We start from the raw sequence: 16,935 nt of genomic DNA, 5'->3' as shown, positions 1-16,935 counted from the left end.
GCTTCCCTGGTTACGGGACTGGCAGCAGGGAACCTTATCGCGCAGGTAGCCTCGGATAGTTTATTTCCGGGAGAGACGGGTGGCGTCCTGTTATCAGGCGAGACAACAGACGATTTACTTCCCAAAAGGGCTTTTAAACGACAGACCCCCATTGCACCCCCCGGGGCACCCACCTTCGACCACTTGCGGGAGAAATGTATCTCCTGTCACCTTTGTGTGAGCAAATGCCCGTCGCATGTGATCAAACCGGCCTTTCTGGAATACGGCCTGAGAGGAATGATGCAGCCGAAACTCTATTTCGACCACGGCTTCTGCAATTACGATTGCACTATCTGCGGAGAGGTATGTCCCACCGGAGCCATACTCCCCCTGACGAAAGAGGAAAAGAACCATACCCAGATGGGACAGGTGCAACTGATCATCGAAAACTGTATCGTCTATTACGACGAGACAAGCTGCGGCGCCTGCTCGGAACATTGTCCCACACAGGCCGTGCATATGGTTCCCTATAAAGGAATGCTGACCATTCCCGAGATCAGGCCGGAAATATGCGTTGGTTGCGGCGGTTGCGAATATGTCTGTCCCGCTATCCCTTATAAAGCCATTTATGTGGAGGGATTGCAAACACAAAACATCATCGAGATCGAACACGAAGAGGTGAAGGAGATCGTGATAGACGATTTCGGATTTTGATCGGGAAAGTTATGATAGATCATCATTGATTTTCGGCATTCATACCCTATTTTAATTTTTAAGTCAAAAAAATAATTGATACTTTTGTAAACTTGTTAAGTATTTCTTTGTTGTACCGATTGTAACGTCTCGTTAAGCGAGTGCGGAAAACGACTAACTTTAGTCAACAATAAGGTGAGTGAACATGCGTAGAACGACTGCCATATTATTACTTCCGATCATGATGATCTTTGCAATACAACCTGTTATTGCATTGCATTATTGTGGTGGGGAGTTGCAATCACTCAACCTGTTCGCCCAGCAAACCGCCACAGACATTGGTACTGTACATGCGGCAGACCAGGGAGACAAACATTCCTGCTGTGATTCGCACAGGACTGAAACCGGCCGTCACGATTGTGAATGGCATGCCGCCGGAGACGGATGCTGCGACACAGAACTACTTGAACTCACCACCGATGATTATCAGAATAAAGCAGAGCAGCAGGTCTGCCACCTTTTGCCTCTCTCCATTGACAATGTGGGAGCTATTCTGACCCGGCTGTTCAAATTACCGGATACCGAAACTGACATTCTCCGTACCTCTCATCCGGACTTTCCTCCGGAAGGTCTTTTCCTGAAAGATGTAAGCCTGCTCACTTACATCTGTATTTACCGTATTTGATTTTACGAAACCGATCGTTTGCAGGACGAAATGATCGGCATCATAGGGATTGGTCTCACAGATAAAGGCCAATCATTCCCGTAACCATATCTGACAGATTTACTCACTGTTAGGTATAATCATAAAATCAAATTCAATATGCTCAACAAAATCATTCGATATTTTCTTGAAAACAGAATTATCACGCTGCTATTGTTAGTAGCGATCATTGCATGGGGATTGTCCACCGCTCCTTTTAACTGGGACAGAGGCATCCTGCCCCGCAATCCGGTACCGGTGGATGCGATCCCCGACATCGGCGACAACCAACAGATCGTCGCTACCGAATGGATGGGGCGTTCTCCCAAAGATATACAGGACCAGGTTACTTACCCGCTGACTACTTCGCTGCTGGGTATTCCGGGTGTAAAGACCATCCGTAGCACCTCCATGTTCGGCATGTCGTTCATCTATATTATCTTCAATGAAGACGTAGAGTTTTACTGGAGTCGTTCACGCATCCTGGAAAAACTCAACTCCCTGCCGGCCGGCACGCTGCCCGAAGGCGTCCAAGCGAGTCTCGGTCCCGATGCCACAGCGCTCGGACAGATATTCTGGTACACGCTTGAGGGGCGCAATCCCGACACAGGTGAACCTACAGGTGGATGGGATCCCGACGAACTGCGCACCGTGCAGGATTTCTATGTGCGTTATTCCGTCTCCACAGCCGAGGGGGTATCGGAGGTCGCTTCTATCGGAGGATTCGTAAAAGAGTATCAGGTCGAGATCAATCCCAATGCCATGCGGGCTTTTGGCGTTTCTATCATGGACATCATGAGTGCCGTGCAGAAAAGCAACCTTGATATCGGCGCAGAAACGATTGAGATCAATAAAGCAGAATATCTGGTACGCGGCCTCGGATACATCAAAAACGTCTCCGACCTCGAAGAGGCGGTAGTCACCGTACGTAACGGAGTGCCGGTAAAGATAAAAGATGTGGCTTTTGTCAATATCGGCCCGGCCACCCGACGCGGTGGACTCGATAAGGAAGGGGTGGAAGCCGTGGGTGGCGTGGTCGTCGCCCGTTACGGTTCGAACCCGCTTCAGGTAATCGATAACGTAAAAAAGAAGATCAACGAAATAGAATCCGGATTGCCGCAAAAGGTACTTGACGATGGCACGGTATCGAAAGTGACCGTAGTTCCCTTCTACGACCGCTCAGGACTGATACAGGAAACTATTGGCACACTCGAAGACGACCTGACACTCGAAATGATCATCAGTATCATCGTTATTATCATCATTATTGTCAATTTGCGGGCATCGGTCGTGATATCAAGCCTGCTCCCCATAGCGGTATTGGCGACGTTTATCGTGATGCGGTTACTTCATATCGACGCCAATATCGTCGCCTTGTCGGGGATCGCCATCGCAGTGGGAGTTATGACGGATATCGGTGTCGTCTTCGTGGAAATCGTCATTCAGCATATGGAGAAGCCTGAGAACAAAGGCATTACAAAAGGCAAAGCTTTTGTCCAATTGATACACCGGGCGGTGAGCGAAGTTTCCACGCCCACCATTGTGGCTATGCTTACCACCATTGTCAGCTTCCTACCCGTTTTCTTTCTGGAAGCACAGGAAGGTAAGCTTTTCAGACCGCTTGCCTATACAAAGACCATTACACTGATATCGGCCCTGATTCTGGGAATGACGGTTGTTCCGACCTTAACGTATTATTTCTTTTCGGTCAGAGTATCCTCTGAAACCGTACGGAAAACCCTCAATATTGCACTAATCGCAGGGGGTGTCGTACTGTTTGTCTTCACGGGAGTATATGCAGCAATTGTGTTGCCCTTGTTCGGAATAAACAACTTATACGCGCGCCGGTGGAAAAATAAAAAAATGACGACCTATATCACTGCAGGGATCGCGATTCTTGCGGCCACCGTTTTCCTGACGACGGAATGGCTGCCGATGGGACCGCAGAAGGGATTCGTGATGAATTTCCTGATAGTGATCGCTTTCATCGGATTAATCCTGGGATTCTTCACCCTCCTGATCAATAATTACGAACGACTGATACGGTGGTGTTTGGCCAACCGGTGGAAGTTTATGGTGATCCCCCTTTTTACTTTGTTATTCGGGGTGACCATCTGGCTGGGATTCGATACAATATTCGGCTTTATCGCAAAAGGATTCGAGACAGTGGGGTGGAAAAATTTCCGGCAGACGGACTTCTGGCAGGCATCGACCGATAAATTTCCCGGTATTGGCGAAGAATTCATGCCAAGCCTCAACGAAGGTTCTTTTCTGCTTATGCCGACAAGCATGCCCCATACCGGCATTGAGCAAAACCTGCAATTTGTGGAGGCACTGGATAAACGGATAAGTAACATTCCCGAAGTGGAGACGACCGTCGGTAAATGGGGACGCGTAAATTCGGCGCTTGACCCCGCCCCCACCCAAATGTTCGAAAACGTCATCAATTACCGCCCGGAATATATTCTCGATCAGGACGGGCGGCGTATGCGGTTTAAAACCAACCGCAAAGGAGAATATCTGCTGCAAGGCGGATCGACTTACAATCCTGAAGACGGATTCCGGTTGATTCCTGCGGACAGCCTGATCGTTGACAACAGGGGGGATTATTTCCGTCAATGGCGTCCGCAAATCAAATCCGCCGACGATATATGGCAGGAGATCGTGAACGTATCGCATCTGCCGGGACTCACTTCATCACCCAAACTTCAACCTATCGAAGCACGGCTGGTAATGCTGCAAACCGGCATGCGTGCACCGATGGGGCTGAAAGTGTCGGGACCCGATCTCGAATCGATCGAAGAGGGAGGAAAACTCCTTGAAGCGGCTTTGAAAGAGGTGCCGTCGATTTTGCCTTCCACAGTATTTTACGACCGCGCCGTGGGTGCTCCCTACCTGGAGATCAGCCTGAACCGGCAAAATATGGCGCGATACGGCATTACGGTAGCCGACTTACAGGACGTCATCAGCGCGGCAGTGGGGGGTATGCCGTTGACTACTACGGTGGAAGGCCGTGAACGGTTCCCCGTGCGGCTACGGTATCCGCGTGAACTGCGCGAAAACCCCGAAGAGATGGGCAACCTGATCATCCCCACCGCAACCGGCGCACAAATACCCTTGAAAGAAGTGGCCGACATAGGATATACCCGCGGGGCTCAGATGATTCAGAGTGAGAACACTTTTCTAATAGGATATGTCATCTTCGACAAGATTGTCGGAAAGGCAGAGGTCGATGTCGTCAAAGAAGCCGACAATGTGCTTAAAGACAAAATAAGTTCCGGTGAACTGCAGCTTCCTAAAGGGGTATCGTATACGTTCGCCGGCAATTATGAGCAACAGCAACGCGCAGCCAATCGTTTATTGATACTGATTCCGCTATGCCTGATCCTGATTCTGGTCATTCTTTATTTTCAGTTCAAGACCATTACGGCGTCATTTATTCATTTTTCAGGCGTATTCGTCGCTTTTGCCGGAGGGTTTATCTTACTATGGTTATATGGGGAGCCGTGGTTCCTGAATTTTTCGATCGGCGACGTGAATATGCGCGACCTGTTCCAAATGCGCCCGGTCAACCTGAGTATCGCCGTATGGGTGGGCTTTATTGCCTTGTTCGGTATCTCCACCAGCGACGGTGTATTGATGGGCTCGTTCATACACGACACATTCCTTGAGCGTAATCCGCAAACCAAAGAAGAGATCAGGGAGGCAGTCGTTTACGCAGGCTTACGTCGTGTCCGCCCCGCCGCCATGACCACCGCCGTTACGTTGATTGCGTTACTGCCTATCCTGACCTCTACAGGAAGAGGATCTGATATTATGGTACCGATCGCGATACCCACTTTCGGAGGAATGTTGATTCAATCCATGACAATATTCGTTGTGCCGGTCCTTCAATGCTGGTGGCGCGAATCAGTAATCAAAAAACACGGTAGCATTAAAGAATAAAAACAAAAGAGATATGTTTACATTAAAAATATTTTTCATTACACTGCTGTTCGTACCGGTAACGGTCGCCACCACATTCGCCCAGACCGATGCATCCACCGCCACCTTTACCCCTCAACAGGCATCCGATTCTCTCGCTCACTATCTGGAAACGGCAGCCCGCAACAACCCTGCTGTAAGGACTGATTTCCTGACATACAAGGCATCGCTGGAAAAGATGCCGCAGGCAGGCGCCTTCCCTGATCCTCAATTGGATATCGGCTTCTTTCTGCAACCGATGGAAATCATCGACGGACGACAGATCGCCGATTTCACAGTAATGCAGATGTTCTCCTGGTTCGGAACCCGCAAGGCGGCACGCACCGAAGCCGAACACATGGCCAATATGGCTTTCGAGCAATTCCGGGAAACCCGGGACAATCTCTACCTGCAGGTCTATACGCAATGGTTCCTGCTTTGCAGCTTGCAGCAGCAGTTGATCAACAGCCGCGAGAATAAAGGTTATCTTGCGCAGTTGGAAACACTGGCTCTGCGCAGGTTTTCCGCTTCTCCGGCAGGAAACCCGGCCTCCGGCGGTCGCACGTCGATATCTCCGGTAACAGGTTCCACACCGATCGGTCCTGGTAGTAGAGGTACGACAGGAAATATGGGGAGTATGGGATCCATGGGTTCCACTATGGGAGGAGCCGCTACCCAGTCTTCAACTACGGGCGGGTCGATGTCCTCCATGAGTTCCGGTACAAGCATGCAAAACATGAGTACCTCCACCGGGATGGCGGATGTATTGCGGGTGCAATTGGAAATTGCCGAACTGGAGAATAACATCGAGAGCATTTTGTCCCAAATCGATGCCGAAACAGCTGCCTTCAACGCGTTACTGAACAGGCAGTCCGATAGTAAGGTACACCTGCCCGACTCGATCATCCCGATCCCTTTTTCGTTAGATGTCGCCGTAACGGCAGAACAGATCAATCAGCACAATCCGATGCTGGCTATGATCGACGAAGAAGGATCGGCCTACAAAGCCAAAGCGGAGATGGATAAAAAGATGAGTTATCCGATGGTGGGCATAGGGCTTCAGTATTCAGTAATCGCCAAACGCATGGATATGGGCCACACAGGTCTTCCGGCGACGGATATGAACGGTATGGATATGATCATGCCGATGGTGTCCATCAGCCTCCCTATCTATCGTAGCAAATACAAGGCGCAACAAAAGGAGAGCAACATCCGGTGGCAGGCAAGCCGTCAGCAATATGCGGACACGCAAAACGCCCTGCAGACCGAACTCTACCGTACCAGACACTCGCTGGATGATGCATCGAGAAAAATCGCCCTGTATGAAAAGCAATCCCAACTCGCGCGGACAACATATCATCTGCTGGTGCAGGAATTCATCTCGGGAAAAAGCGACCTTAGCGATGTTATACAGGTGCAGCGTCAATCGCTTGATTACCGCTTGAAAAAAGCGCAAGCCGTCGCTGAATACAATACGATGGTAGCTTCGATACAAAAACTCATCTCATTTCAGGAGAATAAAGAATAAAGAGCAAAGAGTAAAGACGATGGGATGATTCGATAATTTTTCACTTTTCACTATTCATTCTTAGTTTTAAAAATAATCGTATGAACACCAAAATAAAAAAAGCAGTGAACAATAAATATGTCACATACGGATTGATCCTTCTGGCAGGATTATTCCTGGGGTGGTTAATCTTCCCGGGTGGCTCCTCATCGGACGACCGGGCGGCAACGGCGGAACACGATCAGGATCATGATCACGGTGAAGAGATATGGACCTGCTCCATGCACCCACAGATACGGATGGATAAGCCTGGGAAATGCCCCCTTTGTGCAATGGATCTGATTCCCTTGACAACAACCGGATCAGGTGATGCAGCCATCGATCCCAACGCCATTCAATTAAGTGCCGAAGCGGTTGCGCTGGCCAATATTCAAACAACGGTTGTCAGTCGGGAAAACCCGGTAAAAGACATTCGCCTTTATGGGACTATCCTGGTAGACGAACGGCTTTCGCAGTCGCAGACGTCCCACGTGAGCGGACGTATCGAGAAGCTTATGGTCAGCTTTACCGGCGAAAGTGTACGGCAGGGACAATCCATCGCGACCATTTATTCGCCTGACCTGTTAAGTGCACAGCAGGAATTACTGGAAGCAGTAAAAATGAAAGATATCCAGCCGGCATTGCTGCAGGCGGTAAGAGAAAAACTGTCGCTCTGGAAGTTGTCGGACGAACAGATAGCCGCGATTGAACGATCGGGTGAAGTCTCACCGTTGATCGATGTTACGGCCAATACCGGCGGTATTGTCGTTTCGAAGAATATCAACCAGGGTGATTATGTCAATGCCGGCACTATTCTGTTCGATATTGCCGACCTCTCCCGGGTGTGGACGGTTTTCGATGCATATGAGACCGACCTTCCCTTTTTAAAGGTAGGCGATAAGTTGGAGTATGCCCTTCAATCACTTCCGGGGAAAACATTTTCCGGCAGGATCTCTTTTATCAATCCGATCCTCGATCCGGCGACCCGCACCGCCAAGATCAGGGTTGAGACAACCAATCCGCGTATGGAACTGATGCCCGGGATGTATGCCAACGCCCTTGTCAATGCGCCGTTGAAGCAGTACAATAACGAAATCGTCATTCCCAAATCGGCGGTTTTATGGACAGGCAAGCGTTCCATAGTGTATCTGAAGCAATCCGGTACCGAAACGCCATCATACCTGCTCCGGGAAGTAGAACTCGGGCCTTCGCTCGGGGATGCCCACCTGGTTCTTTCAGGGATAGACGATGGAGATGAGATCGTGACGAATGGCGCTTTTACCATCGATGCGAGCGCCCAGCTTGCCGGAAAGCGCAGCATGATGAACGATAAGGCCGGCCGTGCCGTTACCGGCCACGAAGGCCACTCCACACAGGGAAGCGGCGATCCTGCGCATAATCCTGCTCCCGCCGGTCATGAACATGCGATGATGACGGTACAGGGGCTTTGCGAGATGTGTAAAGATCGTATCGAGAAAACCGCCCGGAGTGTGAAAGGCGTATCTTCGGCCTCGTGGGATCAGGCTACGAAGCAATTGCACCTGAACTTCGATCCCGCACAAACCGATATCGACAAAATCTCCCAGGCAGTCGCCAAAGCGGGCCACGACACGGATAAGCACAAAGCCGACCAAAAGGTTTATGACGCCCTGCCCGCGTGTTGCAAATACAGGGGTAAACTCCGTTGAATGAAAAAATAGTTATATTTGCCCTCTCTGATTGCGGCAAAACAGGGAATAAACACCCACCCCCTAAAATAGGTGGGTTGTATTTCGGCTAAAGCCAGCGGTTTTAACCGTAACGTTTGGAAATAAAATAATCCTTTATTCAATATAAACGCTAATTAAAAAATGAATTAAAATGAAGAAGTATGTATTATCAGCAATGATCGCTGCGACCGTATTGTTCGCGGCATGTAATTCGGGCAGCTCCAAAAGCGGCTCCGGAGCAGCCCAGACAGAAACGGAAACATCTGCCGGAACGGGACATCACGACGAGCATGCCCTACTGGGTGTGCAAGGACTTTGTGAAATATGCAAAGAAAATATCGAAACCGCCGCCAAAAGTGTCGACGGCGTATCGACGGCCGAATGGGATTTGGATAAAAAAGAGCTCCATCTGCATTTTAATCCGCAGCAGACCAATATTGATGCCATCAGCAAAGCCATTGCCAGAGTGGGATATGATACCGACAGGGATAAAGCCGACCAGGCCACCTATGATGCATTACCGGCCTGCTGTAAATACAGAGGTTAATTTTCCCGGATTCCATTGATAATACCGGGAGAAGGAGAAGAGAAAAGTACCACAAGTCTCTTTTTCTCCGGTTTTGAGAAATTCCGTCAGATATGCCCGGCACCGTAATACAGCGGAGCTTGGGCCCTGACGGAAATTTTCATACCTGTCTATGCCACAAATATCTTTGGATTTTTGCCTACTGTTACGAAAATTCACTAAATTTCCATAATATAGGATGCGCCTCGGAAAAATTCAAGCAAGCTTGATTTTTCTCTCGGCTTTCACTATATTTGTGCGAATTTGAAATCATGAATATCAATTCCGGTCATATTATTTCGTGCAATCATATTACTGTCCGACAAAGATAAAACCGGAATTAAATATATCATCATGAGAGTTTATATCAAACAATATATTAGGAACCTGATTATCAGCAATCTTATTTCTTAATCAATACAATATCTATTGAAATTCCAAGCATATTAAAAACTAAAACAAATGAAACGAATTTTTCTATTACCGGTACTTCTCACTCTCGGCCTGGCATTATACGGAAAGCCGGTACTGCCTGAAATCCTGAGCGACGGAATGGTGCTGCAACAGAGCAGCAGGGTGAATATATGGGGAAAAGCTGAACAAGGTAAAACGGTGGAAGTAAAACCCTGCTGGAGTGAGACCGCAGTACGTGTCACAGCTGACGATAAGGGAAACTGGTTCGCCGTGATCGAAACGCCCGAAGCAGGTTTCACTCCCCGCACCATTACGGTTTCCGATGGTGAAGAGGTGGTACTCAAAGATATCCTGATCGGCGAGGTGTGGCTGGCATCGGGACAGAGTAATATGGAGATGCCTCTCAATGGGTTTTACAATAATCCCATCATGGATGCGAACGAAACCATCGCTTTCTCCGGACAATACCCGGCCATCCGGTTTGTCACAATTCCCAAGACACCGTCGTTTGAACCACTGGAGAGTGTAGGGGGGCGCTGGCAGGTATGTAATCCGGCCAACTCACCGGGATTCAGCGCTACGGCATTTTTCTTTGCCGAGACGCTTCACAAATCGATGAATGTGCCCGTAGGCATCATTGTCTCCTCCTGGGGAGGCACAAAAGTGGAAGGATGGACTAACAGGGAAATCCTGAAGACCTATCCCGATGTGGATCTGAGCGAGGAGGCGGTCAACAAACTGCATCCGATGGCTCGTCCGCTATTGATGTATAACGGCATGATACATCCGATCACCCACTACGTGATAAAAGGTTTTATCTGGTATCAGGGCGAATCGAATGTCGGCGCCCATCAGGTCTATCCGGAGCGTCTTCACAATATGGTGACCCTCTGGCGCAAGCAGTGGAATAATCCCGACCTTCCTTTCTTCTATGTGGAAATTGCCCCCTTTGAATATGGAAATGGCGAGGACGTGGGAGCTGCCTACCTGCGCGAAGCACAATTCAAAGCGCAGAAACTGATCTCCCACAGCGGAATGATTTCCACGAACGATCTGGTAGAACCTTATGAGTTACGTAATATCCACCCCCGCAACAAAACCGATGTAGGAAAACGGCTGGCATTTATGGCGCTCAACAAGACCTATGGATATGAACGGGTGGCCGCGCACGGGCCGGAATACCGATCTATGGAGATCCGTGACGGAAAGGTAATTGTTTCCTTCGATCAGGCACAAGAAGGATTCAGCCGGACAGATGGTATCGAAGGGTTCGAAATCGCTGCGGAAAACGGCCAGTTCCTTCCCGCCCAGGCTGTAGTGCGTGACGGAAAAGTGGAAGTATCCCGTGAAGGGATTACCCAACCGGTAGCTGTCCGTTATTGCTTCAGGAATTTTCAGACAGGTAACCTTGCCGGAACCCACGAGTTACCGGTAGTACCGTTCAGAACAGATTCATTTGAGAAAGAATAAGAAGAATATCTCCGCTTTACAAAACATTTAAGGCAAAAAATCCCCATTATCTCACATATAGATAGTGGGGATTTTTCCTTTACTCAAGAACCTCTCTTCTCTACAATAGCCCCGGTAGCGTATAGGTTAATCCGGATATCCGACCGATTGTGTCAATAATACCTCCTGGTTAGAATTCAGATTGAGCAGATCGCTCAATTTGTCCTTATCAAAGGAACCGCGGACAACGGCCCCCAGCCCTTCGGAGGCACAATACAAATAAACGTTTTGTGCTACAAATCCACAATTAGTAAAGGCATATTCCCTGCCTGAGGCTTTCTCCATATCGGAAACAAAGATTAGATTGAGCGCTGCCCGCGCGACAAAATCCTGAGTCCCTGCCTCGGCACGATGATCACCTTTTTTTACTTCTCTTAGCCGATGGTTACGGGCATCGTAAAAATAAACCCCGTTCTTCGTTGTCACATACAACTCCAGTTCCTGACGATTGTTTGCCGTTGGCGCCGTACGCTTGTCGTCACGGTTGAACCCATTGGCCGCCCATAACAGATCGGACAGTTGCTGAAGGGTTAATTCCTTATCCTGATAAGAACGGATGGATCTTCGTTCGTTCAACGCCTGCATCAGGGGTTTTCCACCTGTTCTGTAGGGCGCGGGCAAACTGATATCCTGGGCCGATATGGAACAACTCAGGATAAAAACAGACGATAAAATGATAAATCGGATCATAACAAATAATGTATAAAACTTTATGATAAATTTCGATAAACGGTCATACACATAAAGCGCCTGCTCCGAGAATTCCGATATTGTGCAGATCGGATGTCAGGATTTGAATTTTATCCACCGATTTAGGATAAGGAAAATTCTTCAAACTCTCATACATGGCGTCCTTGAAAAGGTCGAATGATTGAGTTATGGAACCTCCGAAAATAATGGCCTGCGGATCAAGGATCAGCAGTATTATTTTCACTAACACCGAGATATGTTTTCCATATTGATTATATACTTCGATCGATTCTATATCCCCTTCCCGTACCTTTAATGCAATTTCGTACCCCGAACGGCCTACCGTACGGGTAAAAAAACGACTTCCGCAATATTCTTCAAGGATCGAATCGAGATAGGGTATTTCCCCAAACTCTCCGGAACCGCAATTGGAATCGAATAGCAGATGATTATCCTGAATAATGCCTCCTCCTACACCTGTTCCTAACGTAATACCGACAAAATTTTCAAAATTCTGACCTTTACCGTAGATCTTCTCTCCGTAAGCAAAACAATTGGCATCATTGTCAATATGGACCGGCAGTTCAAATTCCGCTTCAAGCAGTGATTTCAGATGTACCTCATCCCAGTTTTTTATGTTCTGTACATTATAAACGATCCCTTTTTCCCTGTCCACCACACTCGGAACACCTATACCGATCGCCCTGGTATCAGTAGTCTTTAGCTGACGGATAAGTTCTTTCAGGATATTCAATGTCTTGTCACCCCCCTCCTGGGCGCAGGTATCCACTGTAATCTGCTCGGCTATAACATCACCTTCGATCCGACCTCCAACGATGGAAGTACCCCCCATATCAATACCAAGAATGTTTTCCATATATTTACTCTATTTCAATTTTATACACAAATATAAATAAAGCCGACAGATAAGCCAAACTTGTTTGAACTATTTCGTTTAGAGAGTGCAGAACGAGTAAACTCGTTTTGCCGAATGCAGAATTGAAAATCGAGGAGCGAAGGCGACTCAAATAGTCTAACTCATTGAATTTATCCGAGACGCATCCTATATTATTCAAATGTATATACAAAATTCATATGGTTAAAATATTTATTTTTAAAGGTATCATATGATAAGTGAGCAAAGCGAATCGCCGACTTCCATTAAAAATCTTATCTGAAGGCAACTCGCTTTAATCATATTCTTGTGTAAAACGGTTTTCATGCTCGTTTCTACAACAGCAAATACAGGCTCTATTTATATATCTATTCCTTCTATTCGTCCATTAACAATGAAACGGGATCGGAAAGGTATTCCATTACCCTCTTGACAAAGCGGGTGGTTTCTCCTCCGTCTACAATACGGTGGTCGACCGTAAGCGAAACTGGCATGATATTGCCGATGACAATTTCATCATCTTTCACGATAGGTGTTTTCAGGATACGCCCGATACCCAATATGCCGGCTTGCGGGTAATTGATCACCGGCGTGGCAAAGATACCGCCGATAGAACCGAAGCTGGTGATGGTGAAAGATCCCTCTTTCATATCCTCCAGCACTAATTTTCTCTCCCGCGCCTTTTGGGCCAGTTCCCCTATTTTTCTTGCTATTTCGAAAATAGACAAACGGTCTGCATCCCGGATTACGGGAGCCACCAATCCGTCGGGGGCATCCACTGCGATAGCGATATGATAACGGTTGCGATAGATCATCCGGTTATTTTCCGTATCGATCTGGGAATTGAGTTGAGGGTGCTGTTTCAATGCCTGCGCCACCGCTTTTACGACAAAGGAAAGGTAGGTTAGCTTCACCTCTTTATCGGCAAATTTTGGCTTGTACCTGGTGACCACCTCCTTCAATACGGATATCTCCACCTCTTCAAAAACCGACATATGTGCTGCGTTATGTTTAGAGTGAAGCATATTCTTCGCAATGGTCTTCCTGATTTGCGTAAGCGGTTTGTAGGTTACATCCTCCACTTCGGTTTTAAAAGTTTCTGCTCTACCACTCATTTCCATGGACGGTGATTTGAAATTCAGGATATCCTCTTTCTTCACCCTTCCCGAGGGGCCACTGCCGGGTACATTATTGATATCGATACCCATCTCTTTTGCCATGGCACGTGCCACCGGTGTTGCCAGCACTTTCCGCAACCCTTCATCTGGTTTATCTGTTCCGGATCCTTCATCGCTCGCAGCCAACAAGGCGCCTTCACCTGCCACTTCCATTGTACCTACTACCGCCGCACCTTCTTCCGGTTCTGCGCCGGCCGGGATAGGTTGGTCTGCTTTTACAATCCCCTGGGTATCGGCGTCGGCAATTTCCTGTATATTTTCAACCCTTTCTGCGTTTTCCCCGGTGTCTTCACCACTTCCCAGCTCTTTCCCGGCTCCTTCTGTTTCAATTTCTACAAGCGGTGAACCCACATGGATCACATCACCCACATTCCCGTAACGGGTGACAATAGTTCCGCTCTTCGGAGAAGGGATATCGGCCACTACCTTGTCGGTTTCCATCTGTACGAGGGAATCACCTACCTTCACAAACTCTCCTTCTGATACAAACCACTCCAATATGGTTCCTTCTTCGAGTCCTTCACCTAAATCGGGGAAATTAAATGTAAACCTCATACGATTAAAAATTTAAAATTCAAGATTTAAAATTCAAGAATCGAGATTCAAGATTCAAGATTTCTAAACTTCCTGACTTCTCAACTTCTTGATTTCTTTTCTTTTAGAATTTAACGCTCTTTTCTATTTCATAAAAAATACGGTCGGGCGAAATAATATAATATTTTTCTCCCTGTGCTAAGGGGACAATAGTATCAAACCCCATCACTCTTCTCGGTGGCGCCTCTAAGTAGAGGAAAGCCTCTTCGTTGGCCACGGCGATCAACTCCGACCCGACACTGAACGATTCGTGCGCTTCCGCCACAACGATCATCCGCCCCGTTTTTCTCACGGAATTACGGATCGTCTCCCTATCAATAGGGTAAATGGAACGCAGATCAATCAACTCTACTGAAATACCGGCCTCCTGTGCCACGGCAATTGCTTTCTGACACTCACGGATCATGGCGCCGAAAGCCACTACCGTGATATCCGTTCCTTCCTTAACCACCTTAGCCTTACCCAGAGGAAGCGTAAATTTCTCTTCGGAAACCTCCTGTTTGATGGCACGGTAGATACGTTTCGGTTCCATAAAGATAATAGGATCACTACTCTCGATGGCAGCAATCATCATTCCCTTCGCATCGTGGGGAGTGGAGGGGATTACCACCTTAAGTCCCGGTATATGCGCAAAAAGGGCCTCCGGGCTGTCGGAATGATGTTCCAACGCATTGACACCGCCCCCGTAGGGAAAGCGGATTACCATAGGAACTCCGAATTTTCCGCGGGAACGGTTCTGCATACGGGCAACGTTGGAGAGTATCTGATTAAATGCCGGGAAGGTGAAACCCTCGAATTGCAGTTCCACAATGGGCCTGAGTCCCGAAACAGCCATTCCCAGGGCAGTACCTACTATAGCCGATTCCGCCAGGGGGGAGTCGAAGACACGATTGGCGCCATATTTCTGCTGCAACCCTTCGGTCACACGGAAAACGCCCCCTTCCACACCTACATCTTCGCCGTAGATAACAATACTACTATCTTCGTTCAGCTTTATATCGAGCGCATTATTTATCGCTTTCACCATTGTCATTACGCTCATCTTCTGTTCTCCTTCCAGCTTAAGAATTGTTCATACTCCATCTTTTGTCTCTTTAATTCATCCGGCATATCGGTATACATATGTCCGAATACATCATCCACCGGATAAGACTTGTTGTTTTCCGCTTCCACAAACTGGGCATCGATCTGCAATTTATACTCTTGGATCAGTTTCTCCTCATCGATATTCCATACTCCCTCACTTTGCATATAACGCTTCAAACGAATCAGCGGATCGGTCAGTCCCCACATCGTCTCCTCCTCCTTCTTTCGGTATTTCGAGGGATCATCCGACGTGGTATGTGCGCCAAGGCGGTAGGTGAATGCTTCAATCAGCATGGCTCCCCCTCCCGACCGGGCATATTCGGATGCCGTTTTATAGGCGAGATACATGGCAAAAAAATCGTTTCCGTCTACTTTAATACCGGGGATACCGAAAGCGACCGATTTCACGGCCAGGTTGACCGAATTGGTCTGCGCTTTTACCGGCACGGAAATGGCATACTGGTTATTCTGTATAGTGAAGATTACGGGAACCTGCCATACACCGGCAAAATTCAACCCTTCGCTGAAATCCCCTTCCGAAGTGCCGCCATCGCCGATAAAAGTGAAAACCACTTCATCCTTTTTCTGGTATTTGACGGAATATCCGATACCAACGGCATGGTGAAACTGCGTCCCGATGGAGATAGCTATAGGCAACACATGGCGTACATTCCTGAAACTGCCGCCATGTTCATTCCCGAGATAAAACAGGAACATCTCTTTCATGGTACCCCCTTTTGCCAACAGGGTGCCCATTTCACGAAACGCAGGAACCAGCCAGTCCTCCTTCCGGATATTCATGCCAGCGGCAATATGGATGGCCTCCTGCCCTATATTGGGCGTATAGGTGTACATCCGCCCCTGACGCTGATAAGAGACAGCCATTTCGTCGGCTATCCGCTCATACAACATCTGCTTATAGGCATCTATAATCGTTTCGTCATCCAACGCAGGCATCAGCTTTTTATTGACCACGTTGCCCTCGTTGTCGATGACTTGCAGCATCTTATCTTCTAGTGGGTTAAAATCACGGAAAACCGCAGGTAAATCATTTTGGATCATTTATCTGTCTATTTAGAATGTTTTCATTAAGCTAAATGAGTAGAGACCGAACAAGTTCGGGCTATACCATAGCGAGAAAACGACTGATGAAATCGAATAAATTTTAATAATTCTTTGCTGTGAATATAACAGTCCGATCAATAAATAGTTCTTAAAAGGGACGCAAACAGACATTAAAAATAATCAACAATAATCCTCAATCGCCTCTTTGGCGCGCTCAACCTAATATTTTCATCACTTCGGCAATAAAGGGATTACGGTAGTCGCTGACATTTGGAAAGTTGCTACTGTAATCATCTCATTTCATCTTTACCAATATCGACCCGGGTAGAAAATAATGTCTTTTATT

Annotated in this window: 12 protein-coding genes; 7 read left to right on the top strand and 5 right to left on the bottom strand. The window is 47.7% G+C overall.

Annotated features, from left to right (window positions below; translation table 11 throughout):
- From Q0502_RS16000 to Q0502_RS15970, 7 genes are all read left to right on the top strand, one after another.
- On the top strand, positions 1-693 hold a 693-nt coding region (locus Q0502_RS16000), incomplete at its 5' end, for a 4Fe-4S dicluster domain-containing protein (protein WP_298652935.1).
- A gap of 184 nt (positions 694-877) precedes the next feature.
- A complete protein-coding gene (locus tag Q0502_RS15995) occupies positions 878-1,357 on the top strand; it encodes a hypothetical protein (RefSeq protein WP_298652931.1) in 480 nt (159 codons plus the stop codon).
- Between the two features lie 138 nt (positions 1,358-1,495).
- The gene (locus Q0502_RS15990) at positions 1,496-5,320 is read left to right on the top strand and encodes an efflux RND transporter permease subunit (RefSeq protein ID WP_298652928.1); all 3,825 of its coding nucleotides are present in this window, start codon (positions 1,496-1,498) and stop codon (positions 5,318-5,320) included.
- Between the two features lie 13 nt (positions 5,321-5,333).
- A complete protein-coding gene (locus Q0502_RS15985) occupies positions 5,334-6,866 on the top strand; it encodes a TolC family protein (protein ID WP_298652926.1) in 1,533 nt (510 codons plus the stop codon).
- Positions 6,867-6,946: 80 nt separating this feature from the next.
- A complete protein-coding gene (locus Q0502_RS15980) occupies positions 6,947-8,572 on the top strand; it encodes an efflux RND transporter periplasmic adaptor subunit (protein WP_298652923.1) in 1,626 nt (541 codons plus the stop codon).
- Between the two features lie 172 nt (positions 8,573-8,744).
- Positions 8,745-9,140, top strand: coding sequence for a heavy-metal-associated domain-containing protein (locus Q0502_RS15975; RefSeq protein WP_298652920.1), 396 nt, complete (start codon positions 8,745-8,747; stop codon positions 9,138-9,140).
- A 480-nt stretch (positions 9,141-9,620) separates the two neighbouring features.
- The gene (locus Q0502_RS15970; protein ID WP_298652917.1) at positions 9,621-11,042 is read left to right on the top strand and encodes a sialate O-acetylesterase; all 1,422 of its coding nucleotides are present in this window, start codon (positions 9,621-9,623) and stop codon (positions 11,040-11,042) included.
- Positions 11,043-11,168: 126 nt separating this feature from the next.
- Here the strand turns inward: Q0502_RS15970 and Q0502_RS15965 are convergent, their stop codons facing one another.
- From Q0502_RS15965 to pdhA, 5 genes are all read right to left on the bottom strand, one after another.
- A complete protein-coding gene (locus Q0502_RS15965; RefSeq protein WP_298652915.1) occupies positions 11,169-11,771 on the bottom strand; it encodes a SagB/ThcOx family dehydrogenase in 603 nt (200 codons plus the stop codon).
- A gap of 43 nt (positions 11,772-11,814) precedes the next feature.
- On the bottom strand, positions 11,815-12,648 hold the full coding sequence (locus tag Q0502_RS15960) for an ROK family protein (RefSeq protein WP_298652912.1): 834 nt from the start codon (positions 12,646-12,648) through the stop codon (positions 11,815-11,817).
- A 395-nt stretch (positions 12,649-13,043) separates the two neighbouring features.
- Positions 13,044-14,399, bottom strand: coding sequence for a dihydrolipoamide acetyltransferase family protein (locus Q0502_RS15955; protein ID WP_298652909.1), 1,356 nt, complete (start codon positions 14,397-14,399; stop codon positions 13,044-13,046).
- 103 nt (positions 14,400-14,502) lie between these two features.
- Entirely contained in the window at positions 14,503-15,480 is a 978-nt protein-coding gene (locus Q0502_RS15950; RefSeq protein WP_298652905.1) for an alpha-ketoacid dehydrogenase subunit beta, read from the bottom strand.
- On the bottom strand, positions 15,477-16,586 hold the full coding sequence (gene pdhA, locus Q0502_RS15945; RefSeq protein WP_298652902.1) for a pyruvate dehydrogenase (acetyl-transferring) E1 component subunit alpha: 1,110 nt from the start codon (positions 16,584-16,586) through the stop codon (positions 15,477-15,479). The genes Q0502_RS15950 and pdhA overlap by 4 nt, the downstream gene beginning before the upstream one ends.
- Positions 16,587-16,935: the final 349 nt, after the last annotated feature.

Source organism: uncultured Proteiniphilum sp. (assembly GCF_937873925.1).
Lineage (GTDB): Bacteria > Bacteroidota > Bacteroidia > Bacteroidales > Dysgonomonadaceae > Proteiniphilum.
The sequence above is the reverse complement of the archived record's forward strand: the minus strand, read 5'-3'. Positions and strand labels throughout refer to the sequence as shown.